Consider the following 25,554-nt stretch of genomic DNA (forward strand, 5'->3'; position numbering starts at 1 on the left):
TGCGTGACCATGCTCCCGCTGCGGCGGGAGCAGATTTTTCCAAGGGCCGATATTCTGATTCACGAACGCCTCACCATCCGCCCCGCCATCGCCGCCGATGCTGCCACGATCCTGGACTTCATCCGCGCGTTGGCCGACTACGAAAAACTGCTGCATGAAGTGCAGGCCACGGAAGCCGACATCGCGCGCGATCTTTTTGGCACCGATCCCAAGGTATTTTGCGAAATCGCCGAATGGGACGGCAAACCGGTCGGCTTCGCGCTCTGGTTCTATACCTATTCCACCTTTCAGGGCCGCCACGGCATCTGGCTCGAAGACCTCTATGTCGACCCGTCCATGCGCGGCAATGGCATCGGCAAGGCCATGCTGGTCAATCTCGCCGCCCGCTGCCTGCGCGAAAGTCTGGGGCGCTTCGAATGGTGGGTTCTCGACTGGAATGCGCCCAGCATCGACTTTTACATCAGCCAGGGTGGCGTCATGCAGGACGAATGGACCAAGGTGCGCGTCGAAGGCGGGGCACTGGTAAAGCTGGGGCGCTCATGATCATCTCGCTCATCGCCGCCGTCGCGCGCAACAATGTCATCGGCGCCGCACAGACCATTCCCTGGCGCATTCCCTCCGATTTCGCCTGGTTCAAGCAGACGACGATGGGCAAGCCCATGATCATGGGCCGCAAGCAGTTCGAGACCTTCCCCAGACCCCTGCCCGGTCGCCCCCATATCGTCGTCACCCGCCAGCGCGATTATGCGCCCGAAGGCGTCATTGTCCGCCATTCGCTTGAGGAGGGGCTCGAGGCGGCCCGCGGCATGGCCGAGGCCATGCAGGGCGACGAAATCATGGTGATCGGCGGCGGCGACATTTACGCGCAGGCCCTGCCCCGCGCCGACCGGCTCTATATCACTCATGTCGATCTGGCACCGCAGGGCGACGTGCATTTCCCCCCGATCGATCCCCATATCTGGGAAATTGTCGCCCGACCGGACGTGCCGCGTTCCGAAAAGGACGATGCCGCATATTCCATCGCCATCTATGAGCGCGTTCACGCCTCCGCGCATTGATCGCGCGCCCGCCTTGCTTATATATGGCAGCACAGTTTCTCTTAGACACCGAAAGGAATGCGATGCCTTGGGAGAATAATGGAGGCGGGGGTGGCCGCAATACCGGCGGTCCCTGGGGCCAGGCACCTGGCGGTGGCGGCGGCGGCCCACGCCGTCCGGGCGGGAATACTCCCAATCTCGAAGACATCCTGAATCGCGGCCGCGACCAGTTCAAGGGCGGCGTGCCCGGTGGCCGCTGGGCCATTGTCGGCGGCGTGCTCGCGCTGCTGGCCTTTTGGGGCGTCAATTCCGTCTATACGATCAACCCGCAGGAAGTCGGCGTCGAGTTGCGCTTCGGCAAGCCCAAGGCTGAATTGTCCGGTCCGGGCCTGCATTTCATGCTCTGGCCCATCGATACGGTCGAGCGCGTCGTCACCACTGTCAACCAGACCCAGATCGGCGTGCAGAGCAGCGGTTCGCGCGCCAGCGCCGGTGATGGCCTGATGCTGTCGGGCGACCAGAACATCGTCAACGTGCAGTTCTCGGTCTTCTGGTTCATCAGCCAGCCGGTCGATTACATCTTCAATGTCCGCGACCAGGGTTCGCTGGTGCGCTATGCCGCCGAAAGCGCCATGCGCGAAGTCGTCGGCCGCCGCCCAGCTCAGGAAGTCTATTCGGACGACCGCGCCGGCATCCAGGCCGATGTGTTGCGCATCACCCAGAACACGCTGAGCAATTACGGTCTCGGCGTCACGGTCAGCCAGATCCTGATCGAGAATGCCAGCCCGCCGGCTGAAGTCATCGACGCCTTCAACGAAGTCCAGCGCGCGCGCCAGGACGAAACGCGCCTCCAGGAAGAAGCTCGCTCCTACGCCAATACCCTTTTGGGTGATGCGCGTGGCCGTGCTGCGGCCCAGCGTGAAGAAGCCGCCGCCTACACCAATCGCGTGGTGCAGGAAGCAACCGGTGAAGCCGAGCGTTTCAATTCCATCTATGCCGAATATGTCAATTCGCCGGACGTGACCCGCACGCGCCTTTTCCTCGAAACCATGGAAGAAGTGCTGGGCGGATCGGAAAAGGTCTTGATCGAGAACGGCACGCAGGGCTCGGGCGTCGTGCCCTATCTGCCGCTGCCCGAACTGCGTTCGCGCTCTAACTCGGCGGGGAACTGATCATGACCAATCGTCTCTTCATCATCGGCGCGGTCATTATCGGCGCGCTCTATGTCCTGTTCTCCTCCATCTACATCGTGGACGAGCGCGAGCAGGCCATCGTCATGCGCTTCGGACAGATTACCGATGTACGCACCGAACCGGGCCTTTATTTCAAGATCCCGACCGACATCGTGGATAGTGTGCAGATCGTCGATGATCGCCTGCTGCGCTACGACATCGCCAATATGCGCGTTCAGGTCTCGGGCAACGCCTTCTATCAGGTCGATGCCTTCCTGACCTATCGCATTGCCGATGCAAGGCTGTTCCGCGAGCGCGCCACTGGCCAGCTCTCAGTGGCCGAAGCCCGTATCGGGGCCAGCCTCGATGCCGCCCTGCGTCAGGTCTATGGTCTGCGCGAATTCACCGACGCCCTGTCCGACCAGCGTACGCAGATGATGCAGGAAACCCGCAGCCTGATCCGCCCGGATCTGGCTGAATTGGGTCTCGACATTGTCGATGTGCGCATTCTGCGGACCGACCTCGATTCCGACGTTTCCGCCACGACCTTCGAGCGGATGCGCGCCGAACGTCTCGCCGAAGCCGCCCTGCTCCGCGCCCGCGGTCAGGAACAGGCCCAGAGCCTGCGCGCCATCGCCGACCGTCAGGCCGTCGAAATCGTCGCCGCCGCCACCCGCGATGCCGAAATCATCCGCGGTCAGGGCGACGCTGACCGTAACCGCATCTATGCCGCGGCCTATGGCCAGGATCCGGAATTCTTCGAGTTCTATCGCTCGATGGAAGCCTATCGCAAGGCGATGCCCAATTCCGGCACCACCATGGTTCTGTCGCCCGATAGCGCCTTCTTCCGCTATTTCGGTTCGGACGGCGCGCTGCCGGAAGCCAGCACGACTTTTGGCACGCCGATCCAGCCGCAGGCCGTGCCCGAACTTCCGGCCACGACCGGCGAGCCCGCGCTCGATGGTCTTGGCATTGAGGAAACCGCCGCTCCCAGCCTGACGCTGGAAGACGGTTCGGAACTGGTCCCCACCCAGGGCACGGAAACCCCGGCCCCCGCCGAGCAGACCGCTCCGGCCCAATAGGGCAGGACGACCCACTCAAACAAAAGGCCGGCGCAACATCCTGCGCCGGCCTTTTTGTTTTGCGTCACCCATTTGCATCCCGCCCCCGGCTCACCTATATAGGTCTTGCCCGCAAGGGCTATGGCGATAAATGGTCATTGTAATAAACCCATCGGACCCGGGGGCAGTACCCGGCGTCTCCACCATCTTCCCCCTCGCGGGGAAGCCAATGGGGACGAAACAGGATCGACGAGGGCGTAAAGAGTGTGCTTTTGCTCGGTGAGGTACCACCGTTATCGGTCCGAAACTTATAGTTGCTAATGACAACAATAAGGCTCCGGTCGCTCTCGCCGCGTAAGCGGTGCTAGCACTGGGAATTAAAGTCCTCCGCTCCTAGCCGGGCGTCAGGCGGGGTTCGCAGGCACCTGGCAACAGAAGCCTGCACTTCCCTTTCAATCTTGTTCGTCTGCGGCCCCTTTCTCCTTGAAATATCATGGAACGTAGGGCTGATATGGGCCGTTCGGGATTCTATCGAAGGCCCGCAGCGTGCCGGGGAAAAGCGGAGCCCCCTTTTCCGGGTCGGTACCGCAATGACGACCACAAGGAGCAAGAGGCATCATGGCCGAAGACCACATGCGATACGACATTCTCGCCCAGGAAGCCCTGCGCGGCGTCGTGCGCAAGGTGCTGGCCGAGGTCTCTCGCACCGGCCTGCCGGGCGAGCACCATTTCTTCATCTCGTTTTCGACCCGCGCTCCCGGCGTTCGCATTTCCGAGGAATTGCTCAAGCAATACGACAAGGAAATGACCATTGTACTGCAGAACCAGTTCTGGGATCTCAAGGTCAATGAAAGCAGCTTCGAGGTGGGCCTGAGCTTCAACAGCCAGCCCGAATTGCTGGTCATCCCCTTTGCCGCCATCAAGGGCTTTTTCGACCCCTCCGTGCAGTTCGGCCTGCAATTCGATCCGGCCACCGCCGCGCGCGACGACGAGAGCGTCGAAGAACGCGCCGATGCAGCCACCGAAGCCGCCGCTGCCGGCGAGCCCGAAAGCACCGGCGAAAAAGTGGTCAGCCTCGACGCTTTCCGCAAAAAGCCCTGATCCGTCCGGGACCATGCAGAAGCGGTCCTTCTCCATTGCTGGTCACCGCACCTCGATTGCGCTTGAGCCCGATTTCTGGCGCGGCCTCGAAATCATCGCCGAAGCGCGCGGACTGAGCCTCGCCGCCCTGGTCCGCGACATCGATGAACACCGCGAGATCGCCAATCTGTCGTCGGCGGTGCGGCTAGCCGTTCTGGCGTTTTACCGCGACCGGGCCGAGATCATATCTGCGGCGACACCCCCGGCTGAAAACCGAGATTGAGCGGCATCGAGGGCGCGGTCGCGCCCGGCTCGATCTCCGGCTCCACCAATTCCTGCTCCTGCTGCAAGCGTAGGGCTTCTTCTTCCGCAGCCCGGCGCGCCGCCTCTTCCGCCGCCCGCTTGCGCTGTTCTTCGGCCAGCCTGTTGCGCTCCTCGGCGGCGGCGCGCTGACGCGCCTCGTCTTCCAGCCGCAGCCGGTCGAGACGATCCAGCTCCAGTTCATTCGCCCGTACCTGAATGGCCGCGACCATTTCCGCCAGATCGAGGTTAATGACCGGCGCCAACAATGTTCCGCCGATCCGGGTGATGATCCGCGCCGTTTCCGTCTCGATCAGCCCGCCCGGATCGACATAATTGCGCGGCGTCATCACGAAGCCACCATCGAGCCCCAGCCGGCTCAGGGCCAGGTTGAGACTGCCCGCCAGCCGCCCGCCCATCCCCTCGATGATCAGATTGGCGAACCGTGCCGAGCCGCCGGCAATGGTGAATGCGCCGCGCGCTTCATCGGCCTGAAACGCGCCCTGCGACAGCGCCAGCCCGATCAGCGTCTCCAGCGCGTCGGCATCCATGTTGAGCGGATCGTCGAGCCCCGCCAGCGTCGGAAAGGCCAAGGGAGTCAGCCCCGAGGCAGCGAAATCGGCAATGGCAAAATTGCCCTCACCACTGAGGCTGCGCACCACCTCCGCCAGGCTCTGCCCGCTGCCTTCGAACTGCGCCCCGGCGCTCAATGAACCATCCAGCCCCAGAACCGACAGCGGCAGCGCGGCAATCTCGATGCCGCTCAGCGAGAGCCGACCGCTGACGCTGCGCTCCGTCAATGGCCCGGAACAGCATTGGGAGAGGCTGAGGCCCAGCGTGCCGCCACCCGCCTCGGCCTCCATTCGCTCGAGGGCAATCGTCTCGGGAGACCATACATAGGAAAAGCGCGTATCGCCGAACAGCTTGAGGCCATTGGCCACCATTTCATCGGCGACAATGGCGATCTCCCCGCGCGATCCGCGCAGTGCCACATCCATTGCCAGCGGCCCCTCAGGCCAGATTCCGTCGCCGGGAGCGGCGATCGCCGCATTGCCGAACAGGGCCTTGCCGAGCCCGATGGCATCGACCGCTTGGGCGTGCAGCGTGCCGCTGACGCTCGGCAATTGCCCGAGCATTTGCATGGACAGCTCGCCCGAAAATCCGACATCCCCGCTCAATCCGGCAATATCGCTGAAGGCAAAGGCCCTGCGGCCGGAAAATTCCAGTGCCGCCGATGCGTCCACCTGCGGCAAGCCGCTTCCGGCCAAGCCCGCCAGCGCCCCCAGGCCGCTCGCGTCGTCGAGCACCACGTCCAGCGTGCCCTGCCCGCTCAATTCGCCATTGCCCGCGACATCGAGATTGCCGAAATAGCTGATCGATTGCTCCCCCTGGCTCAGCGTCGCCCGGCCGACAAATCCATCGGCGCGGCTGCCTTCCATGAACAGGCTGGCCAGAATACTGCCATCACCGTCGAAGAGAGCGACGTCCCCCAGCCCGAAATGCGCCTGCGCCGCGAGCGCGTCCTCTGCCTCCAGCGAAGCGATCAGCCGCAGATCGTCCTCTGCCAGCGCGCCGAGACCGCCCGCCATCTCGGCCCGCAGGTCGAGCGCCGCTTCGCCCAGCCTGCCCCCGAGCGCCAGCACCTGCCCGATGCCGTTTTCCGCATCGGAGAGCATGATCTGGAAATCGCCGGGCCAGGCCGCCGCCAGCCCCTCCTGCCAGACATAGGGCAATCCGCTCATTTCATAGATCACGGCGAGGCCATCGGCGTCCGCCGAAGCGATGCCGACCTGCCCCGATCCGCTGATGCGCGGCTCGGCCAAAGAACCGGAAAGGCGCAGCCCGCCATTGACCGACACGCCGCCCCAATCACTGGCAACGATCCTGGGCAGGCGCAATTCCGATGGCACCCATTGCCCTTCGACCGCCAGGTCACTGGCCGTCAGTCCAAGCAGATCGATGGCCTGCGCGGTCAGCGAAAAACTGCCATTGGGAAAGCTGACGGCAAAACTGCCGTCATTGGCGGCGTCGGGCAGCAAGGCGAGCAGACCGGCGGTTTGCGTCGGATTGAGCGAGCCGAGATGCACCACGCTGTCGAGCCGCTTCTCCTCCCCGAATCCCAGTCGGATTTCCACCGCATGGCTCTGCCCGGCGAAGTCCAGCCGGCCATTGCTGAAGCCGAAGGCGTCCCCCGCCAACATGAGCCGCCCGCTCAGCGCACCCGGCCGGTTGAACAGCGGATTATTCTCCCCCGTGCGTCGCCAAAGCTGGGCCAGCGCGTCGAGCCGCTGCGCGGTCACCGAAAGATCGCCCCGAAACCCCGCGCGGCCATTCTCATTGGTGGCAATGCCCGAGAGGCGCACTTCCGTGTCTCCGGGCATATGCGCCACCGCCTGCTCGATTTGCCAACTGCCGCCATCGGTGCTGGCGTCCAGACGAACCTCGCGCAGCGAAAAACCACGCAGGCCGATCTCGGCCAGGTCCAGGTCCAGGCTGCCCGGCATGGGCGGCAGCGGCGGCGGACCGATTTCGGAAAGGAAGCGCACCAGTTCATAAGGCAATTGCGACGCGACTTCCGTCGCCGGGCGCGGCGGCAGCGAAAACACCCCGCCCGATATGACCGCATCGAAGCGGCGACGGGCGCCGAGCTGGATATTGGCCGAGCCGGTCAGGCGCATTCCGGCGCGGTTCTCGTCGGGATGCAGCGTATAACCGGACAGCACCAACCGGTCGGTGGAGGCAAGAAGGCTGCTTTCCAGCACCAGCGCGCCTCTGATCCCATCGGCGCTTTCGGCGGCTGGGGGCGCCTGTCGATAGGTGATCGCGCCGTCAAATCGTGGCGCCATGCCGGGCGTCAGCATGCCTTCCGCCGTCACCGAATAAGCGCCGCCCGCCTCGCGCAGAAAGGCGGAAACCCGATTGGCCCCCACGGCGTCGCTGGCGGCGGCATTGAAACGCACGTCATAGCGGCCCGCCCCGTAGTCGGCCGCACCCTGAAACTGGAACGGACCGGCAAAACTCGACAGGCGCAGATCGCCATCAATATCGGTGACGGAAAACACCTCGTCGGCGCGCAGATCGGTCAGGCGGATCGCGCCATCGGCAATGCGCGCATGGCCCAGCATGACGCTATTGCCCGCGCCCGATAGATCGACCCCGCTGCTGAACAGCCCGTTCTCGTCGAGGACAAGATCGACGACCGGCTGCACCAGGGTGAGCGCAGTGACGTTGTAGTTGTCGCGCAGGAAATCGAACAGCGCGAATTCGGCCTCGACCGCCGCCACCCTCGCCGCCGGCGATTCGATGTCGCCCACGATGACATCGGAGAATTCGAGCCGCGGACTGGGCAAAAGCGAGAATTCGATGTCGCCCCTGATAGTGACATCGGCGCCAAGCACATTGCTGGCCAGAATTTCCATGCGGTCGCGATAATCGCTCCACTGGATGAAGAGCGGCGCGACGAAAGCGCCGGCCAATACCAGAATGGCGAAAATGCCGACCACGATATAGATGCGATTGAGCACTGTGCGCGTTCTGTCCCGGCTGAAATCGGAGGGGAGTGTAGGCACTTGCGCCCGCTGCGCAAGCCGGAACCGGGCGATTTGAGCACGGGAAATGCAGCCGATGCCCGCAAGCGTGACCCGCGCCGCTTCTATACAGAGCCGGACGCGATCCCTATATTGCCAATGAGAACAAAAGAAGATTCGTCAAGCGCCGCCGTCGCCCCGGCCCGGCGCCATTGGAACATCAAGACAGGCATGGCCGACTTCGCCCCCCCTTTCCGCCCGCAAGGCGGACCGATCACCAGCCAATTGCGGCGGCAGGAGCCCGATTACCTGTCCGGGCTCAATCCCGAGCAGCGCGACGCCGTGCTCTCGACCGAGGGTCCGCTTCTTGTTTTGGCTGGCGCCGGCACCGGCAAGACCCGCGTCCTGACCACCCGCATCGCCCATATTCTTAACCAGCGCATGGCCTGGGGCAGCCAGATTCTGGCGGTGACCTTCACCAACAAAGCCGCCAGCGAGATGAAAAAGCGCATTCATGAGCTGGTCCCGAGCCTGGATGGCCTGCCCTGGATGGGCACTTTTCACTCCATCTCCGCCCGCCTGCTGCGCCAGCATGCCGAATTGGTGGATCTCAAGCCCAGCTTCACCATTCTCGACACCGACGACCAGATTCGTCTCATCAAGCAATTGCTCGCCGCCGAGAATATCGACGAGAAGCGCTGGCCTGCCCGGCAATTCGCCGGCATGCTTGACGCCTGGAAAAACCGTGGCCTCCTGCCCAAAGACGTGCCCGCCAGTGACAGTTCCTATTTCGCCAATGGCAAGGGCGGCAAACTTTACTACGATTATCAGGCGCGCCTGAAGACGCTCAATGCAGCCGATTTCGGCGACCTGCTGCTCGAGTGTATCCGCCTGTTCCGCGAAAACCCGGACGTTCTGGCCAAATATCACCGCCAGTTCAAATATATGCTGGTGGACGAATATCAGGACAGCAACACCGCCCAATATCTCTGGCTGCGCCTGCTGGCGCAGGGCAAGCCCGCCGCCGAGGCGAACATTTGCGTCGTGGGCGACGACGATCAATCCATCTATGGCTGGCGCGGCGCCGAGGTGGACAATATCCTGCGCTTCGAGAAGGATTTTCCCGGCGCCAAGGTGATCAAGCTGGAGCGCAATTATCGCTCCACCGCCAATATCCTCAAGGCCGCCTCGACGCTGATCGCCTTCAACGAGGACCGGCTGGGCAAGACGCTCCACACCGACATTGCCGAGGGCGGCGAGCCGATTTCCTTCACTCAAGTTTACGATTCCGAGGAAGAAGCACGCAATATCGGCGAGGAAATCGAGCAATATCAGCGCCAGGGCGAAGCGCTCAATTCCATGGCCATCCTGGTGCGCGCCTCCTTCCAGATGCGCGAATTCGAAGAGCGCTTCATCACGCTCGGCCTCAATTATCGCGTCGTCGGCGGTCCGCGCTTCTATGAGCGCAAGGAAATCCGCGACGCCCTTGCCTATCTACGGCTCGTCGCCCAGCCCGCCGACGATCTCGCGCTCGAACGCATCATCAATGTCCCCAAGCGCGGCTTGGGCGATTCCACGGTCAAGACGCTGATCGAGACCGCCCGCCACCAGAACATTCCGCTGCTCGCGGCCATCCGCCTGCTGACCGAAACCGAGGAATTGAAGCCCAAGCAGCGCACGACTTTGCGCGCTCTGGTCTCCCAGTTCGACGATTGGGCCTACCGCGCCGAAAGCCTGCAACCCTATCAGCTCGTCGAGCAGATTCTCGAAGAGAGCGGCTATATGGACATGCTGACGGCGGACAAATCCGCCGAGTCCGAGGGTCGCAAGGAAAACCTCAAGGAGCTCAGCCGCTCCATGGAGGAATTCGAGACCCTGGGCGGCTTTCTCGAACACATCTCCCTGGTCATGGATCGCGACAGCGCCGAAGCCAGCGACGCCGTCACCATCATGACGCTCCACTCGGCCAAAGGTCTCGAATTCAACACCGTTTTTCTTCCCGGCTGGGAAGAAAGCCTTTTCCCGCATCAGCGTTCGCTGGACGAGAGCGGGCGGGCCGGCCTGGAAGAAGAACGCCGCCTTGCCTATGTCGGCATCACCCGCGGCCGCAAGCGGGTGCGCATTTCCGCCGCGCAAAACCGCCGCATTCACGGCCTCTGGCAATCGGCCATCGCCTCCCGCTTCGTCGATGAATTGCCCCCCGACGTGGTGGAGGTGATCGATCGCGGCTCCGCCTATGGCGGCTATGGCTATGGCGGGGGCGCCGCCAGCCGCTTCAACAAGGCCGATCCCTTCGAGAGCCTTTACGAAACTCCCGGCTGGCAGCGCGCCCGCGCCAATCAGGCCAGCCGCAAGGGTGGCGGTCCGCTGACCATCGAGGGCGAACTCGTCGCCCGCTCGGTCGATCTGGGGGGGCAATCGAGCAGCTACAGCCTCGGCGATCGCGTCTTCCACCAGAAATTCGGCTATGGCGCGATCATGAGCATCGAAGGCAACAAGCTGACCATCGATTTCGAAAAGGCCGGCACCAAGAAGGTATTGGAGAGCTTTATCAGCAAGGGCTGATGGCCAAAGCCGCCATCTGCTTGCGGCCATTGACTTGCCGTCGTCTCCTGCGTCATTGGAAGCTCAACCAGACCGAGGACAATCCATGTCAGTAGACCAGCTTTCCGTGTCCCTCACCAAGGACCAGGCCTATGCGCTGGTCGACGCCGTTTCCGAGCGCGACGAATTGGCCCTCACCGCCTCCGCCCATGAAAACGAAGAGACCGGCGAGTGGATTTTCGAAGCCACCTGCGAAAGCCCGCCCGATCTCGACGCCTTCGCGGCGCTGGCGCAGGAAGTGCTGGGCGGCGATGTGACCTTTTCGGTCGAACCGATCGACCCGGAGGTCAACTGGGTTGCCAAATCGCTCGAAGGGCTGGCGCCGGTCATTGCCGGCGGTTTTTACGTCTATGGCGGCCATTCCACCGACCCGGTGCCCGAAGGGCTGACCCCGATGCGGATCGAGGCGGCGCAGGCTTTCGGCACCGGCCATCACGAGACCACGACCGGGTGTCTCGAAGCCATGGAAATGGTGCTGCGCAAGCGCACACCCAGCCGCATGATCGACATCGGCACCGGCACCGGCGTTTTGGCCATCGCCCTGGCCAAGCGCGTCGCGACGACCATTCTCGCCACCGACATCGACCCCATCGCCGTCACCACCACGATTGAAAATGCCCGCGACAATGGCGTGAACGAACAGATCCTCGCCATCGAGGCCACCGGCCTCGACCATGAAGAGATCGCCGCCCGCGCGCCCTACGATCTGCTCGTCGCCAATATCCTCGCCGGCCCGCTGGTCGAGCTGGCCCCCGGCATGGGCAAGATCGCCCAGACCGGCGGCACGGCCATTCTTTCCGGCATCCTCAATACTCAGGCCGATGGCGTCATCGCCGCCTACGAGGCCGCCGGTTTCGCGCTGGTCGACCATCTCCAGCGCAAGGACTGGACCATTCTGGTTCTGCGCAAGCTTTAGGCGCATCGCGCCACTTTCGCCCAACGGCAAACTGGATTGCCGGGACAAGCCCGGCAATGACGGCCGCGGCTAACGAGCGAACACATTTGCCGAGAGCCCGCTCCAGTCCCCTCCCCCTTGGGGGCAGGGTTTGGGTGGGGGTTCAATGACCCTGCCACGCCCTCATTCCCGCGTTCAAACCAAGACCGCACCCCCAAAAAACAAAATCCCCGAAGCATGCTTCGGGGATCGGGGCCTGATCGTCAGCGTTTCGCTTGCAGCAACCTTACGGGCGCTTTGTAACCGCGCCGATCAGCTGATGCTGCATGCGGTAGCTGACCTGACGGCTGGCTTCGCGACCACGGGCGTCGATAAGACCACCCAATGCGATGCGGAAACCATTCTTGCTCTCGATCATCTTCTACTCCATGCGCCGAGGTTTTTTGCCCCCGGCATCCTCTATCTAGGCTATTTGCGCTCGCCCGGTTAGGGCCGCACCGGCAAGCCAGCCATGCCTTTCCTGCAAGGCGGCATTAACGCCCGTTTACCTTGCCGCGCTGGTTGGGAATGTCGCTGTGAAACTGGGCGACATAGCGCTCCGCCTGGCGCATACGGCCTTCGATCACCGCATCAAGGGCCCGCTGGAAGAAATTACGGTTCTTGTTCATTTCACACTCCTTGTTCCTCCCGCTAAGATAGGATGCAATTTCGCGGCGACCACCGCCAAACCATCAAGCCAGCCATGACCGGAGCGCACTCCGGTGCCAGGATATTGTGATGAACGCCTCCGCTTTCCCGCCCGCCCGTTTTCAGTCCTTTGAGGAAAAAACCGATTCCTCCCAGGTCGCGCCACGCCTTGCCGCGCTCCGCGCCGCCATGAAGGCGGCGGGTGTCGACGCCTTCCTGATCCCCCGGGCCGATGCCCATCGCGGCGAATCGGTTCCTGCCAGCGAGGCGCGTCTGGCCTATATCACCGCCTTTACCGGCTCGGCCGGACTGGCCGTGATCGGCGCCAACAAGGCAGGTCTGTTCGTGGACAGCCGCTATACGCTCCAGGCCCCTGCCCAAACCGATACGGCGCTGGTCGAGGTGCATGAGGTCAATCAGGGCGGCATCAGCCCCGATGTGAAGCTCTATGTGCCCCAGGGCGGCACGCTCGCCTATGATCCTTGGCTGCACACGCCGGGCGAAGTGCGCGACCTACGCGAGAAGCTGGCTGGTCATGCCGAAATCGTCGCCCATGCCAATCTGGTCGATCAGGTCTGGGCCGACCGCCCCGCCCCGCCGGTCAGCGCCATCGAATTTCTTGGCCACAATCGCGCCGGGCGCACGGCCCAGGACAAGATTGCCGATCTGCATGAAGTGCTCGTCACCGAGGCCGCCGACGCAGTTGTGTTGACCCTGCCCGAATCGATCTGCTGGCTGTTCAACATACGCGGGCGCGACGTGCCCAATACGCCCTTCGTGCTCGGCTTTGCCATCGTGCCAAAATCCGGCCTGCCGGTACTTTATCTCGACGCGGCCAAGATCAATCCGGAGCTGGTCAAGGCGCTCGACGGCGTCGCCAAGATCGAAGCGGGCACCGATCTCCCCGCCGCGCTGGCGCAATTGGGCGCGGCGCAAAGCAAGGTGATCGTCGATCCCCAATCCGCCCCCGCGGCCATCGCCGATACGCTCGGCAGCGCCGGCGCCAAGGTGCTTGAAAAGCGCGATCCGGTTCTGGGCCCGAAATCCCGCAAGAACGAGGCCGAACTTGCCGGCATGCGCGAGGCACACAAGCTCGACGGCGTGGCCCTCGCCAAATTCCTCTGCTGGTTCGATGCCGAAGCCCCAAAGGGCGAACTGACCGAAATCGGCATCGTCACCGCACTCGAAGCCTTCCGGCGCGAAGAGGAAAGCTGCGTCGATGCCAGCTTCGATACCATTTCCGGCGCCGGCCCCAATGGCGCCATCGTCCATTATCGGGTAACCAACAAGACCGACCGCCGCCTCAATCCGGGCGAATTGATGCTGCTCGACAGCGGCGCGCAATATCTCTCGGGCACCACCGACATCACCCGCACCCTCTATACCGGCTCCGTCAGCGCCGAAGAGCGGGATCGCTATACCCGCGTGCTCAAGGGCATGATCGCCATTTCCGCCGCGCGCTTCCCCAAAGGCACGACCGGCGCGCAGATCGACGTCCTGGCACGTCAATTTCTCTGGCAGGACGGGATCACCTATAGCCACGGCACCGGTCACGGCGTCGGTGCCTTTCTCGGCGTGCATGAAGGCCCGGTCGGCATCGCGCCGCGCTACACCACGCCGATCGAGGCGGGCAATGTGCTTTCCAACGAGCCGGGCTATTACAAGGCCGGCGCCTACGGCATCCGTATCGAAAACCTGATCGTGGTTCAGGACGCCGAAAAATTCCCGTCCTATCTCGATTTCGAAACGCTCACCCTCGCGCCCATCGAAACGCGACTGATCGACATGTCCATGCTCACACCGAGCGAAAAGGACTGGCTCAACACCTTCCACGCCCGCGTCTGGTCCGAGATCGGCCCCCGCCTGGAGGGCAAGGTAAAAGACTGGCTGCAACAGGCAACGCGTGCGATTTAAAGCGCCCCGGATCTTCTCGAAAACCCGCCCTCCTTCGCGCTCCCCACCCCATCGTCATTGCCCGGCTTGTCCGGGCAATCCATTCCACACCTCTGTCGCAATGCCTGAAAAGGAATGCCCACTTCATCCGGGCAATAACGAATAACGCGCTGAATTAGGCCATCCGGGCGTTCTCAAACGCCCCACACCCTTCGTCGCCTCCGCCCCGTCGTCATTGCCCGGCTTGTCCGGGCAATCCATTCCACACCTCTCTGTCCATCCCATCGTCATTACCGTCGTCGAGGCAATGACGCATTCGGGACTGACTTCGCCCCCTATTCCGCGCCGGCTGAGGCCGCGAAGATCGCGCTCAGTCGATAGGGATATTCGGCCAGCTCGGATGCCACGTCGTCTATCTTCCAACCGCCATTTTCGAACACCAGGTCATAGATCAATGCGGTCGGCCGGCCGAAATTGTCGAAACTGACATTCACCTGCGCACTGTTCCCGGACAAAACCGGCTCGCCGATCACCAGATTGTCGATCTCATAGTCCTGGCCGTCGACATAGGGGTCAAAATCCAGCGCCCCCATTTCGCCAATGGGCGTGCGCGCGTCATCGTCGGCATAAAGTCCGTTGAGCGCCGCCGAGCGGAAGACGCTTTCGTCCTCGGCGAATTCATCGGTGAAATAGGGCTGGTAAAACGCCTCCAGCAAAGCCTTGGGACTATTGAACACCTGCGCCGCGACCATGCTGGTCAGCGCCAGAAACAACCCCACCGCAACAGTCACAAGACGCATGCGCCCCTCCTCGATCCTCAATTGAACCAGATGGCGAAATTCGGCCATCTGTCGCCAAACACCGCATTGCCCGCGGCAAAGCTATCCGCATCGGCGACCGGCCCTTCGCGCAGGAATGGCAACGCCCCCTGCCCGGTGAACAGCATGACCAGATCGGTTTCCTCTGCCGTTTCGAAATAGGCAGGAAGGCTGATACCTTGCGCGAAGCGCCAATGCGGCAGCAGCAATTCCCCGGCAAGAATGGCATCGACGCGCTCAAGTGTTTCCATCCATGCTGCGACAACCTCTTCGCTGACCTCCATGCCGGGCACAATCGAGGTCTGGCGCGGCGAAGGCACCAATTCACGATTGTCGTCGGTTTCGGCCAGGATCGCCTCCCAATTGCGCCGCGACAGGCCGGTCACCTCCTGCATGCGCGCCAGAACGCCTTGCAGCCGGACGGCATCGGCGACCGGAAAATCGGCCAGGTGGATCGCCGCGATCGCATCGGCCAGGAATGTATCGGTCTGCGGGTCCACGAACAGCGAACTATTGCTCTGATAATTCTGCATCGGCAGTCCCGCACTGGGGAAGACGCGATGGCCTATCGCGGTGAAAAATTCCGAGAAATCATGGGCCAGCAACAGATCGACCGGCGCAGCAATGATTTGGGTATAGCCAGCGAACCAGAACGCATCGGCCCGGTCGAAACCGATGGAGGTGTCGACCTCAGCCGTCTTGCCGCCCTTGCTCCTGGCTTGCGGCAATTCGATCATATCGCCCAGCAACACGGCCAGGGTTTCGGCCTCATCGGCCACGCCATCGCCATTGAGGTCCAGCCGGACGCGCAGCGGATCGATAGTGATGACGAAATCGTCTCCCTCGCCCGCCAGCAGAAAACTCTGCCGAGCCGCGTCGAGGCCGGTGATGAATTCATCGAGAATGGCGCGCAGCTTCTCATAGGTGATCGGCTCGGCGCCATCAGGCGGCGCGCCGCCCTCGACACCATCGGGAATGCCCAGCAACATCGCTGCCGCCGGCATGTCCGGCGCTGTGGCTCCGTGGCGATATAGGGCTCCGGCAAGCCCCTCCGCGGCTTTGACCACATCGATCATCCCGGTGCCGAAACAGGCATCGGCAGCGCCCGCTCTGCAATCGGCGGCGAAAAGGTCGCGCTGGTCCTTGGCGGTGCCGGCATAGAGCAGTTCGGGCAATTGCGCGCCCATAGGGCCCGCGAGCGCCAGCCCCGGCGCCATCAATCCTGCCAGCGCCAGTCCTGCCAATAAACGCATCATTCTCTCCTCGCTACGACCGGCCGACCCGCTCGAACCATTCGTCCTCGCTGATCACCTCGACGCCGTGTTCCTGCGCCGTTTTCAGCTTGGACCCTGCGCCGGGACCGGCCACCAGAATATCGGTCTTGGCCGAAACCGACCCGGCCACTTTCGCGCCCAACCGCTCGGCCATGGCCTTGGCTTCCGATCGTGTCATTTTTTCGAGCGACCCGGTAAACACCACGGTCTTGCCCGCAATCGCGCTGTCGGCGGCGACATTGATCACATAGGGCCTGGGCCGCACCTGGGCCAGCAGCGCTGCCAGCACCGCTTCGTTCCGCTCATTGCCGAAAAAATCGGCCAGGGCCTCGACCACGGTGCCGCCAATGCCGTCAACCGATGGAAATACTGCCATCGCATCCTCGGAAGCCGCCACCTGCTTGCCGACCCGGATAAGCTCGTCCATCGTCCCAAAGGTCCGCGCCAGTGCTGCCGCCGTGGTTTCCCCGATATGGCGGATGCCGAGCGCGAAGATGAAGCGGTCCAGTTCCGGTTCGCGCCGCGCATCGATGGCGGAAAAGAGCTTGTCCAGCCCCTCGAAATTGCGGCTTTCGGCGCTGCGCACGTTCTTGCGCACCTTGCCCGAGGCCAGTTCGCGCGCCCGCGCCTGCTCCTCGCGCCGCTCGGCCAAAGCCGCCTGCACCTCGGCGCGTCGCTCATGCAGCGTGAAAATTTCCGCCGGGTTGTGCACCAGATCCTTGGCGAAGAACAATTCGATATTCTCGGCCCCCAGACCTTCAATATCCAGCGCCCCGCGCGACACGAAATGGCGCAATCCCTCGACCGCCTGCGCCGGGCAGCTCAGCTCGCCCGTGCAGCGGCGCCGAGAATCTTCCTTGCCGGTCTTGTCATTGACCTCGCGCGTGGCGGGCGAGCCACAGACCGGGCAGGTATGGGGAAATTCATACGGCACGGCATCAGCGGGACGCTTGTCGAGCACGACGCTGACAATTTGCGGAATGACGTCGCCGGCTCGCTGTACGAGGACGCTGTCGCCGACGCGAATATCGATACCCTCGCGGATCGGCAGGCCGTTGCTATCGAGGCCCTTGATATAATCCTCGTTGTGCAGGGTGACGTTTTCCACCACCACGCCGCCCACGCTCACCGGTTCCAGCCGCGCCACCGGCGCCAGCGTGCCGGTGCGTCCCACCTGGATGTCGATCTTCCTGATCACGCTCGTGGCCTGTTCGGCCGGAAACTTGTGCGCGATAGCCCAGCGCGGTTCGCCCGTCACAAAGCCCCAGCGCTTTTGCAGCTCGATCTGGTCCACCTTATAGACCACGCCGTCGATATCGTAGCCCAGCGAAGCACGCTGCGCTTCGATCAGCCGGTAATGGGCGATCAGTTCGTCGGCGGAGGTGGCGCGCACCATGAGCGGGCTTATCGCAAAACCCCATTCGGCGAATTTCTGCACCGCCTCATACTGGCTTGCCGCTGGCTCGCCGCTGGCCAGCCCCCAGGCATAGGCGAAAAATCTGAGATTCCGGCTGGCGGTGATCGCGGGATCTTTCTGGCGCAGGGAGCCGGCCGCCGTATTGCGCGGATTGACGTAATCCTGCCCGCCGCTCGCCGCCGAACGCGCCTTCAGCGCCTGGAATTCGGCATAGGTCATATAGACCTCGCCGCGAATTTCGATCACCTCCGGCCAGCCCGATCCGGCCAGACGCTCGGGAATGTCCCCGATGGTCCGCAGATTGGCGGTGATGTCCTCACCCACGCTGCCATTGCCGCGCGTCGCGCCCTGCACGAAGACGCCATTCTCATAGCGCAACGAGGCGGAAAGCCCGTCGATCTTCGGCTCGGCGGTAAAGGCCAGTTCCAGCCCCTCGTCCCGCTGGAAAAACCGTTGCCCGCGCTCAATAAAATCGACCACGTCCTGGTCGGTATAAGCCTTGGCGAGGCTGAGCATGGGTGCGCCATGACGCACCTTGGCAAAGCCCTCGGCGGGCGCGGCGCCCACCCTGCCAGTCGGGCTGTCCTGCCGCACCAGTTCGGGAAAGGCTTCCTCGATGGCATCGTTGCGCCGCTTCAGGGCATCATAAGCAGCGTCGGTGATCTCGGGCGCATCGTTCTGATGATAGGCAATATCTGCCGCCGCGATCGCCGCGGCCAAATGCTCCAGCTCGGCACGGGCTTCCTCCTCGGAGAGATCGGCAACGTCTTTTTGGATCAGTTCGGACATGGGGATACTCAACGCTTCAATTGACCGGCGGATCGCGCCTCCCTCAAGACAAAAAGGCGGCTGAGGCCATCGCCTCGCAAGCGCTGCCACCGATCCGTCTCGCGCGGCGCTTCACCTTCTCCCACAGCGGGCGAGGGGACGAAAGCCTCAACCTATCCCACTGCGCCGAGCAATTTCTTGGCAGCAGCGCGCGCCTCATTGGTAATTTCAGCACCGGCCAGCATGCGCGCCACTTCCTCCTGCCGCGCCGGCTTGTCAAGCGGACGAACATGGGTGCGCATGAAGGCCCCCTCCTCCACCATTTGCTTTTCGATCAGCAGATGCCGATTGGCCCGTGCCGCCACTTGCGGCGCATGGGTCACCGTCAGCACCTGCACGCCCTGGGCCAGCCGCGCCAGCCGCCGCCCGATCGCATCGGCCACCGCGCCGCCCACGCCGGTGTCGATTTCGTCGAAGATCAGCACCGGCGCCGAGCCGCGATCGGCCAGCACCACTTTGAGCGCCAAAAGAAATCGGCTCAATTCACCACCCGAGGCCACCTTGAGCAAGGGGCCGGCAGCGGTTCCCGGATTGGTCTGCACGTGGAAAGTGATCTGGTCGAGCCCGGTCGCGGCCACCCGGCCCGCCTCGACCAGATGATCGACGATGAACTTTGCCGCGCCCAGCTTCAGATCGGGCAATTCGGCCTCCACCGCCACGCTCAGCGCCTGCGCCGCGTCCCTGCGGCCCTTGCTCAGGATCCCCGCTGCCTCGCGATAGCGGGCACGCGCATTGGCTTCTTCGCTCTCCAGGGCCCGCAGCCGGCTCTCTCCGCTTTGCAGATTGTCGAGGTCGCCCTGATATTTTTCCAGCACCTCGGCCAGCCCGTCGCAACTGGTCTGATGCTTGCGCGCCGCCGCGCGCAGCGCAAAGAGCCGCTCCTCCACCGCCTCCAGCTCGTCCGGATCGAAGGCCATTTCCCGCTTCAGCTCGTCCAGCGCCAGCCCGGTGCGGTCCAGCACTTCGAGCGACGCATCCAGCGCATCCACCATCGGCTGGAACAGGCTGGCCCCGCCATCGATCTTGCGCATCAGCCGCCGCATCAGCGAGGCCAGCGCCGGTGTCGGCGCATTGGGGCCATTGAGGATTTCGTCGATTTCCACCACGTCGGAAGCGGCCTTTTCGGCCTGCTGCAATTGCTGCCGCCGCGCCGCCAACTCTTCCTCTTCGCCTATATTCGGGTTGAGCTTGCCCAATTCCTCGACGCTGTGGCGGGCATAATCCTCGGCGGCGACCGCCGCCTCCACCAGCGCTTTCTGTTCTTCCACCGCCTGCTGCGCCTCGACCAGCAAAGCCCAGCTTTCCCGCACCGCCGCGACTTCGGCGCTGAGCTCGCCGAACGCATCCAGCGCCGCCCTGTGGGTCGCGGCATCCACCAGCGCCCTATCATCGTGCTGGCCGTGGATTTCGATGATCTGGCTGCCGACCTTCTGCAACAGCGAAGCGGAAACCGGCTGGTCATTGATGAAAGCGCGCGTGCGGCCATCTGCGAACTGCACCCGGCGCAGGATCACGTCCTCATCGTCGGCGATGGCATTGTCGCGCAACAGCGCCCGCGCCGGATGCTGGGCCGCCAGTTCCAGAACCGCAACGACCTGCCCGCTCTCCTGCCCCTGTCGCACCAGGGCGGCGTCACCACGCCCGCCCAAAGCCAAGGCCAGCGCATCGAGCAGGATGGATTTTCCCGCCCCGGTCTCGCCGGTCAGCACCGTCATGCCGGCATCGAGCGCCAGATCGAGCTGGTCGATAAGAACGATATTGCGGACCGACAGCGCGTTGAGCATGCGCGAATTCCCGAAAATGGACGTCTAGCTCAATATAGCATCGCCCCTGCCTCGGGACGGGGCGGCTGATCCCCATCCACAACAAAGACCGATGGCTGGAATCATAGCAGAAAAGAACAAAATGGCAACAAGATGCGCCACCGAAACAAGCGCCTCCCAGAGCGTCGTCATTGCCGGGTTCATCTCGACAATCCAGCGTGCCGCAATATCAAACGACCAAAGCGTCAAACCCAGCGCGACCGCCTGGGCGAAAGCAATGGCCAGTCAACGTAATAAAGAAGGGCTCATCGGGCCCTTCAAAATCGGCGATAACGGGGCATCCCGGCAATGACGATGGCAGGACAGCGTCCGTCGAAATGCTTCGTCGGAAACCTAGCTCCGGTGCGCCGCCAGCCAGCTGCCGGAATTGAGCTGCGGCGCCAGTCCCTGCTTGCCCAGCAATTCAAAGCTCCGCTTGTACCAGTCACTGGACGGATAATTGTGCCCCAGGACGGCGGCGGCCGACATGGCCTCGTTGGTAAGGCCGAGCAGCAGGTAGGATTCGGTCAGCCGGTACAGCGCTTCCTCGATATGGGTCGAGGTCTGCCACTTCTCCACCACTTCGCGGAAGCGGTTGATGGCGGCAGCATATTGCCCGTTGCCAAGATAATAGCGGCCCACCGACATTTCCTTACCGGCCAATTGATCATAGGCGACCAGCAGCTTTTCCTTGGCGTCGATGGCGTGTTCGGACTTGGGATAATTGTTGATCAGCAATTGATAGGTGTCGATCGCGTCACGGGACAATTGCTGGTCGCGGGTAATATCCTTGATCTGGGCGAAATAGGCCGTGCCCTTGAGCCAGAGCACATAGGGAACGTCCTTGCCCCGGGGATAGAGCGCCAGGAAGCGGTCCGCCGCCAGAATGGCCTCGTCCAGTTTGCCGCTGCGATAATTGGCATAAACCAGCATCAACTTGCCCTGCTCGACCATCGGGTCGCGCGGATGCTGGCGCTCAAGCTGTTCCAGCTTCTTGATCGCGGTCTGATAATATTGCCGATCCATGTCGTCCAGTGCGCCCTGATAGAGCGAGGCGGCGGGCACGATCGGCTCTTCCTTGACCTTGGGAGGGCTGAACAGGCTGCAACCGGCAAGCGCCGCGGCCACAAGTCCGATAGCGACGATCCGGGCGGCCCGGCTGGAAAACTGGCTCAAGTCGACAAGCTTCACGAACTGCCCCGTTCCTAAATCATTCCGCATGAGGGCTGCGGGTTAGTTGGCAAATAGATCAAAACTGTGACGCGGCTTTCCCGGGAAGAACCGGATCAGCGCACGGACCGCAGATAGTGATGAACCTCCAGGCCGTCCGGCTGGTCATCGAATGCCTCGAATTCCAGCGGCAGGTCTTCGGCGTTCACTATCTCATAATTGGCTTCGCTCGAAAAGAGACCGGCGAGAACCTGTGCATTGAGCGCATGGCCGCCCTTGTAGGAGCGGAAACGCCCCCAGATCGGCAGCCCGCCCAGCGACAGGTCGCCGATGGCGTCGAGCAGTTTGTGGCGCACGAATTCGTCTTCATAGCGCAGCCCGTCGGGATTGAGGATGCGGTCCTCATGCACCGTAATGGAATTGTCGAGGCTGGAGCCGAGCGCATAGCCGGCCTGGCGCAGGATCTTGGCGTCGCGCACGAAACCGAAGGTGCGGGCGCGCGACACGTCTTCGAAATAGCGGCGCGGGGTCCAGTCGAAAATCATCCGCTGCCGCCCGATGACCTTGGAATCGAAGTCGATCTCCAGGTCGAGCGCGCGGCCATTGTAGGGCTCGAGCGCGGCGAAGGCGTCATTGTTGCGCACGGTAACCGCGCGCATCACCTTAAGAAATTTGCGCTGCGCCGGCTGGATTTCGACGCCCCGCTCCATGATGGCGACGGCGAAGGGATAGGCCGAGCCGTCCAGGATCGGGCATTCGGGCGCGTCCAGCGTGATCAGCGCGTTATCGATGCCCATGCCGGACAGCGCCGAAACGACATGCTCCACCGTGGCGACACTGATGCTGTCGCCCAGATCGAGCGTGGTGCACAAAGTTGTGCGGCTGACACGCGAATGATGGACGGGCACGGGATTGGTCAAATGACCGTCGCCGAGATCGCGGCGGATAATAAAACCGCTGTCCGGTGCTGCAGGTCCGATAGTAAGCGTGACCGGCTGGGCGCTGTGAACACCATAACCGGCGAAACTGATCTCACCGGCGAGCGTGCGCTGGCGCGTGGTTAGCCTGTTCATATGTTGAAGTACCCCGCGAAATCGTCACGCTCAAAGAACTGTTAGCCAAAAAAAACTCGGTGCGGAAGCCGCACCGAGTCTGCATTTGATGAAAGATCAACAGAAGATCAACCGTGTTTACGCAGGAAGGCCGGAATTTCCAGATGCTCCTTCTGCGCCGACGCTGCCGGTGCGCGGCCCTGCGGGTCGAGTGCGCCACGTGCGCCCTCGCTGGAGGGGGGAACCCGCGAAGTCCTTGCGCCACCAGCCTCGATGGCGCTGCGCGCTGCCGCGTCATCGGCCATGGACGGCCTCGGCTCATTGCGCGGCTCGGCCTGTGCCGGGTTCAGATTGAGGCCCACATTGGAGGCCAGACGCTTGAACAGTGCCCGTGCATTGCGCGGCTCGGCATCCTGGCGTTCCGGCGCCGCCTGTGTCCTGCGGGCAACAGCGGGCAATTCGTCGGTGCGCGGCATGCGGCGCTGCCCATCGGGACGGGCGGCATGGGAAGGCACATAGACGCTCGGAATCGGCTGCTCCTGCATCACCGGCAGCTCTTCCGGCTCGGCAACGGCTTCCGCGGCGGGAACATAGGGCTCCACCACGATACCATCATCCTCATGCGCATAGGCGGGAGTCGGCTGCTGGGCGGCGAAAGCTTCGGCAACCGCCGCTTCCATCTGCTGGCCGATTTCCTCTTCCATCATGACCGGCTCGTGGGCCACGGCCTGCGGCACGACCGAACGCTCGGCCGGCACATGGCGCTTCACCGCCAGCGGGGTGCGCGAAGCATGCGGACGGGCCGGCTCGAGTGCCTGCACCATGGTGGCGTCAGTGCCCGTCGCGACCACCGAAACGCGGATCGTGCCGTTGAGATTGGGATCGTAGGTGGCGCCCAGAATGATATTGGCGTCGGTATCGACTTCCTCGCGAATGCGGCTGGCGGCCTCATCCACTTCGTAGAGTGTCAGGTCCGGGCCGCCGGTGATCGAGATCAGCAGGCCGCGCGCGCCATGCATCGACACATCGTCGAGCAGCGGATTGGCGATCGCCGCTTCGGCGGCGTGGCGGGCCCGGTCTTCGCCCGATGCCTCGCCGGTACCCATCATCGCCTTGCCCATGCCGCGCATCACGGCGCGCACGTCGGCGAAGTCGAGGTTGATCAGCCCTTCCTTGACCATGAGGTCGGTGATGCAGGCCACGCCCGAGAACAGCACCTGATCGGCCATGGCGAAGGCGTCGGCGAAGGTGGTCTTCTCATTGGCGACGCGGAACAGGTTTTGGTTGGGGATGACGATCAGCGTATCGACATGGCGGTGCAATTCGTCGATGCCGTCATCGGCGAGGCGCGTGCGGCGATTGCCCTCGAAATTGAACGGCTTGGTCACGACGCCAACGGTAAGGATACCCTGCTCGCGAGCTGCGCGCGCCACCACGGGCGCCGCGCCGGTGCCGGTGCCGCCGCCCATACCCGCGGTGATGAACACCATATGCGAGCCGGAAAGGTGATCGTTGATTTCGTCCCAGCTTTCTTCGGCTGCGGCCCGACCCACTTCCGGGTGCGAACCGGCGCCCAGCCCTTCGGTGACGCCGACGCCGAGCTGGATGATCCGCGGCGCCTTGCTGAGCGCCAGCGCCTGCGCGTCGGTATTGGCAACGACGAAATCGACCCCGTCCAGGCCGGATTCGATCATGTTGTTGACGGCATTGCCGCCGCCGCCGCCGACGCCGAATACGGTGATGCGGGGCTTGAGTTCCTGAATGTCCGGAATGGTGAGGTTGATGGTCATAGAAGGCCCCATACTGGCGTGTTGGTGAAGATTTACCCTCCCAAACGTTAACCACGCCCTAACAATTGAACCTTCCGCGTTAACGTGAACGCAATTTGCGACACTTTCCGGTTACGCTTTGACGCAACATTAACCACGCGAGGCGGGGCCCCGACGCCTCTACAGCCAGCCGCGGCGCTTGAAATAAAGATAAGGCAGGATGGCGGAAACGACCATCAATCCCAGCGAAAGCGGATAGCCGAAATCCCAGTGCAATTCGGGCATGATGTCGAAGTTCATGCCATAGATGGAACCCACCAGCGTGGGCGGCAGCAGCACCACGGCCACGACCGAGAAAATCTTGATGATCTGGTTCTGTTCGAGATTGATCAGGCCCAGCGTGGCATCGAGCAGGAAATTGAGCTTGTTGGTCAGGGTGCGCGCATGTTCGCCCAGCGATAGCGCGTCGCGCTGCACCAGCTTGCCCATCTGGCGGGCATCGCGCGCCGCCTTGCCTCCCTCCGCGATGGCAGCGCCATGATAGGCGGTGAGGCGGGAAATGCTGACCAGGCTTTCCTGGATCATGGTCAGCAATTCGGCCTTCATGCCGATCTGCTCGATGACCGAACGCAGGTCGCGCTGGAATTTTTCCGCCGACGTGCTCTTGCGGCGGAAGACGTGGCGCGAGACCTGGTCGATCTCATTGCCCAGCTTTTCCAGCGCGTCGGCGGTGCGATCGGTGAGCGATTCCAACAGGCCCAGAAACACCTCGGTGCCGGTGGCGCAGGGAATGGCACGGGGCCGCAGGGCACGCGTGAGATAGGCGTTGAAGGGGCGCGGATCGGCAAAGCGCACCGTGACCAGCACGCGCTCCTTGATCACGAAGGTGATCTCGGCCTTGGCCGGATCTTCTGTGTCCAGCCCCGACAGGGCCGTCATGGTCATGAATTCGGCCCCGTCCTCGGAATAGAGCCGCGAGGAGAGCTCGATCTCGGCCATCTCGGCCTGCGTCGGCATGGTGATGCTCAAAAGCGTCTCGACCAGGCCGATTTCGGCGGATGTCGGATGGAGAAGGTCGATCCACACCAGATCGGGGATGGTCTCGATGGCATCGCGGTCGACCTCGACCAGCATGTCCATATGGCTCTTGTAGCAGCGCAGCATGGGC

20 protein-coding genes and 1 other RNA gene are annotated in these 25,554 nt (G+C 63.0%); 10 read left to right on the top strand and 11 right to left on the bottom strand.

Annotated elements, in window-relative coordinates; all coding sequences use genetic code 11:
* The first annotated feature begins 9 nt into the window (after positions 1-9).
* The 7 genes from H0482_RS04030 (at position 10) to H0482_RS04060 (ending at position 4,633) form a co-directional block, all read left to right on the top strand.
* Positions 10-543 carry a GNAT family N-acetyltransferase gene (locus H0482_RS04030; RefSeq protein WP_193729085.1) on the top strand — a complete coding sequence of 178 codons (534 nt, stop codon included), beginning with the start codon at positions 10-12 and terminating at the stop codon, positions 541-543.
* Positions 540-1,058, top strand: coding sequence for a dihydrofolate reductase (locus tag H0482_RS04035; RefSeq protein ID WP_193728713.1), 519 nt, complete (start codon positions 540-542; stop codon positions 1,056-1,058). Before H0482_RS04030 ends, H0482_RS04035 begins: the two co-directional genes overlap by 4 nt.
* 62 nt (positions 1,059-1,120) lie before the next feature.
* A complete protein-coding gene (gene hflK / locus H0482_RS04040) occupies positions 1,121-2,209 on the top strand; it encodes an FtsH protease activity modulator HflK (RefSeq protein ID WP_193728714.1) in 1,089 nt (362 codons plus the stop codon).
* A 2-nt stretch (positions 2,210-2,211) separates the two neighbouring features.
* Positions 2,212-3,291, top strand: a complete 1,080-nt coding sequence (hflC, locus tag H0482_RS04045) for a protease modulator HflC (protein WP_193728715.1) — start codon at positions 2,212-2,214, stop codon at positions 3,289-3,291.
* Between the two features lie 68 nt (positions 3,292-3,359).
* Positions 3,360-3,716: a transfer-messenger RNA gene (gene ssrA / locus H0482_RS04050) on the top strand.
* A gap of 172 nt (positions 3,717-3,888) precedes the next feature.
* Positions 3,889-4,371, top strand: a complete 483-nt coding sequence (locus H0482_RS04055; protein ID WP_193728716.1) for an SspB family protein — start codon at positions 3,889-3,891, stop codon at positions 4,369-4,371.
* Positions 4,372-4,384: 13 nt separating this feature from the next.
* Entirely contained in the window at positions 4,385-4,633 is a 249-nt protein-coding gene (locus H0482_RS04060) for a ribbon-helix-helix domain-containing protein (RefSeq protein WP_193728717.1), read from the top strand.
* Here the strand turns inward: H0482_RS04060 and H0482_RS16865 are convergent.
* Positions 4,593-8,174 (bottom strand): AsmA family protein, encoded by a 3,582-nt coding sequence (locus tag H0482_RS16865; protein ID WP_193728718.1) that lies wholly within the window; start codon positions 8,172-8,174, stop codon positions 4,593-4,595. The two genes, H0482_RS04060 and H0482_RS16865, sit on opposite strands and share 41 nt — an antisense overlap.
* Positions 8,175-8,408: 234 nt before the next feature.
* Here H0482_RS16865 and H0482_RS04070 point away from each other — a divergent pair, with 234 nt between their 5' ends.
* On the top strand, positions 8,409-10,742 hold the full coding sequence (locus tag H0482_RS04070; RefSeq protein ID WP_230989428.1) for an ATP-dependent helicase: 2,334 nt from the start codon (positions 8,409-8,411) through the stop codon (positions 10,740-10,742).
* An 85-nt stretch (positions 10,743-10,827) separates the two neighbouring features.
* On the top strand, positions 10,828-11,697 hold the full coding sequence (locus tag H0482_RS04075) for a 50S ribosomal protein L11 methyltransferase (protein WP_193728720.1): 870 nt from the start codon (positions 10,828-10,830) through the stop codon (positions 11,695-11,697).
* Between the two features lie 265 nt (positions 11,698-11,962).
* On the opposite strand, the gene H0482_RS16755 is transcribed toward H0482_RS04075, so the two are convergent.
* Together H0482_RS16755 and H0482_RS16760 are read right to left on the bottom strand one after the other, a co-directional pair.
* Entirely contained in the window at positions 11,963-12,094 is a 132-nt protein-coding gene (locus tag H0482_RS16755) for a hypothetical protein (protein ID WP_269144655.1), read from the bottom strand.
* Between the two features lie 115 nt (positions 12,095-12,209).
* Positions 12,210-12,344 (bottom strand): hypothetical protein, encoded by a 135-nt coding sequence (locus H0482_RS16760; protein WP_269144656.1) that lies wholly within the window; start codon positions 12,342-12,344, stop codon positions 12,210-12,212.
* 109 nt (positions 12,345-12,453) lie between these two features.
* On the opposite strand from H0482_RS16760, the gene H0482_RS04080 reads away from it, so the two are divergent.
* Complete coding sequence (locus H0482_RS04080; RefSeq protein ID WP_193728721.1) at positions 12,454-14,277, top strand: aminopeptidase P family protein; 1,824 nt, start codon at positions 12,454-12,456, stop codon at positions 14,275-14,277.
* 314 nt (positions 14,278-14,591) lie between these two features.
* On the opposite strand, the gene H0482_RS04085 is transcribed toward H0482_RS04080, so the two are convergent.
* The 8 genes from H0482_RS04085 to H0482_RS04120 form a co-directional block, all read right to left on the bottom strand.
* The gene (locus tag H0482_RS04085; protein WP_193728722.1) at positions 14,592-15,056 is read right to left on the bottom strand and encodes a DUF3828 domain-containing protein; all 465 of its coding nucleotides are present in this window, start codon (positions 15,054-15,056) and stop codon (positions 14,592-14,594) included.
* 17 nt (positions 15,057-15,073) lie between these two features.
* Positions 15,074-16,327 carry a hypothetical protein gene (locus tag H0482_RS04090; protein ID WP_193728723.1) on the bottom strand — a complete coding sequence of 418 codons (1,254 nt, stop codon included), beginning with the start codon at positions 16,325-16,327 and terminating at the stop codon, positions 15,074-15,076.
* A 13-nt stretch (positions 16,328-16,340) separates the two neighbouring features.
* Positions 16,341-18,554 carry an NAD-dependent DNA ligase LigA gene (ligA, locus tag H0482_RS04095; protein ID WP_210319063.1) on the bottom strand — a complete coding sequence of 738 codons (2,214 nt, stop codon included), beginning with the start codon at positions 18,552-18,554 and terminating at the stop codon, positions 16,341-16,343.
* 152 nt (positions 18,555-18,706) lie between these two features.
* Complete coding sequence (recN, locus tag H0482_RS04100) at positions 18,707-20,377, bottom strand: DNA repair protein RecN (protein ID WP_193728724.1); 1,671 nt, start codon at positions 20,375-20,377, stop codon at positions 18,707-18,709.
* 372 nt (positions 20,378-20,749) lie between these two features.
* Entirely contained in the window at positions 20,750-21,586 is an 837-nt protein-coding gene (locus tag H0482_RS04105; RefSeq protein ID WP_193728725.1) for an outer membrane protein assembly factor BamD, read from the bottom strand.
* Between the two features lie 95 nt (positions 21,587-21,681).
* Positions 21,682-22,638 carry a UDP-3-O-acyl-N-acetylglucosamine deacetylase gene (lpxC, locus tag H0482_RS04110; protein ID WP_193728726.1) on the bottom strand — a complete coding sequence of 319 codons (957 nt, stop codon included), beginning with the start codon at positions 22,636-22,638 and terminating at the stop codon, positions 21,682-21,684.
* Between the two features lie 107 nt (positions 22,639-22,745).
* On the bottom strand, positions 22,746-24,407 hold the full coding sequence (ftsZ, locus tag H0482_RS04115; RefSeq protein ID WP_193728727.1) for a cell division protein FtsZ: 1,662 nt from the start codon (positions 24,405-24,407) through the stop codon (positions 22,746-22,748).
* A gap of 159 nt (positions 24,408-24,566) precedes the next feature.
* Complete coding sequence (locus H0482_RS04120; protein WP_193728728.1) at positions 24,567-25,550, bottom strand: magnesium transporter CorA family protein; 984 nt, start codon at positions 25,548-25,550, stop codon at positions 24,567-24,569.
* Positions 25,551-25,554 lie beyond the last annotated feature (4 nt).

The sequence above is a fragment of the Devosia faecipullorum genome (genome assembly GCF_015158295.1).
GTDB classification, from domain to species: Bacteria; Pseudomonadota; Alphaproteobacteria; order Rhizobiales; family Devosiaceae; genus Devosia; species Devosia faecipullorum.

Excerpts from the sequence above, each read along its gene's own strand:
- H0482_RS04120 (WP_193728728.1), bottom strand. The coding sequence starts at position 25,550 with ATGCTGCGCTGCTACAAGAGCCATATGGACATGCTGGTCGAGGTCGAC.
- H0482_RS04055 (WP_193728716.1), top strand. The coding sequence starts at position 3,889 with ATGGCCGAAGACCACATGCGATACGACATTCTCGCCCAGGAAGCCCTG.
- H0482_RS04075 (WP_193728720.1), top strand. The coding sequence starts at position 10,828 with ATGTCAGTAGACCAGCTTTCCGTGTCCCTCACCAAGGACCAGGCCTAT.
- ftsZ (WP_193728727.1), bottom strand. The coding sequence starts at position 24,407 with ATGACCATCAACCTCACCATTCCGGACATTCAGGAACTCAAGCCCCGC.
- H0482_RS04085 (WP_193728722.1), bottom strand. The coding sequence starts at position 15,056 with ATGCGTCTTGTGACTGTTGCGGTGGGGTTGTTTCTGGCGCTGACCAGC.
- H0482_RS04060 (WP_193728717.1), top strand. The coding sequence starts at position 4,385 with ATGCAGAAGCGGTCCTTCTCCATTGCTGGTCACCGCACCTCGATTGCG.
- H0482_RS04090 (WP_193728723.1), bottom strand. The coding sequence starts at position 16,327 with ATGCGTTTATTGGCAGGACTGGCGCTGGCAGGATTGATGGCGCCGGGG.
- hflK (WP_193728714.1), top strand. The coding sequence starts at position 1,121 with ATGCCTTGGGAGAATAATGGAGGCGGGGGTGGCCGCAATACCGGCGGT.
- ligA (WP_210319063.1), bottom strand. The coding sequence starts at position 18,554 with ATGTCCGAACTGATCCAAAAAGACGTTGCCGATCTCTCCGAGGAGGAA.
- H0482_RS04030 (WP_193729085.1), top strand. The coding sequence starts at position 10 with ATGCTCCCGCTGCGGCGGGAGCAGATTTTTCCAAGGGCCGATATTCTG.
- H0482_RS04080 (WP_193728721.1), top strand. The coding sequence starts at position 12,454 with ATGAACGCCTCCGCTTTCCCGCCCGCCCGTTTTCAGTCCTTTGAGGAA.
- lpxC (WP_193728726.1), bottom strand. The coding sequence starts at position 22,638 with ATGAACAGGCTAACCACGCGCCAGCGCACGCTCGCCGGTGAGATCAGT.
- hflC (WP_193728715.1), top strand. The coding sequence starts at position 2,212 with ATGACCAATCGTCTCTTCATCATCGGCGCGGTCATTATCGGCGCGCTC.
- H0482_RS04035 (WP_193728713.1), top strand. The coding sequence starts at position 540 with ATGATCATCTCGCTCATCGCCGCCGTCGCGCGCAACAATGTCATCGGC.
- H0482_RS16755 (WP_269144655.1), bottom strand. The coding sequence starts at position 12,094 with ATGATCGAGAGCAAGAATGGTTTCCGCATCGCATTGGGTGGTCTTATC.
- recN (WP_193728724.1), bottom strand. The coding sequence starts at position 20,377 with ATGCTCAACGCGCTGTCGGTCCGCAATATCGTTCTTATCGACCAGCTC.
- H0482_RS16760 (WP_269144656.1), bottom strand. The coding sequence starts at position 12,344 with ATGAACAAGAACCGTAATTTCTTCCAGCGGGCCCTTGATGCGGTGATC.
- H0482_RS04070 (WP_230989428.1), top strand. The coding sequence starts at position 8,409 with ATGGCCGACTTCGCCCCCCCTTTCCGCCCGCAAGGCGGACCGATCACC.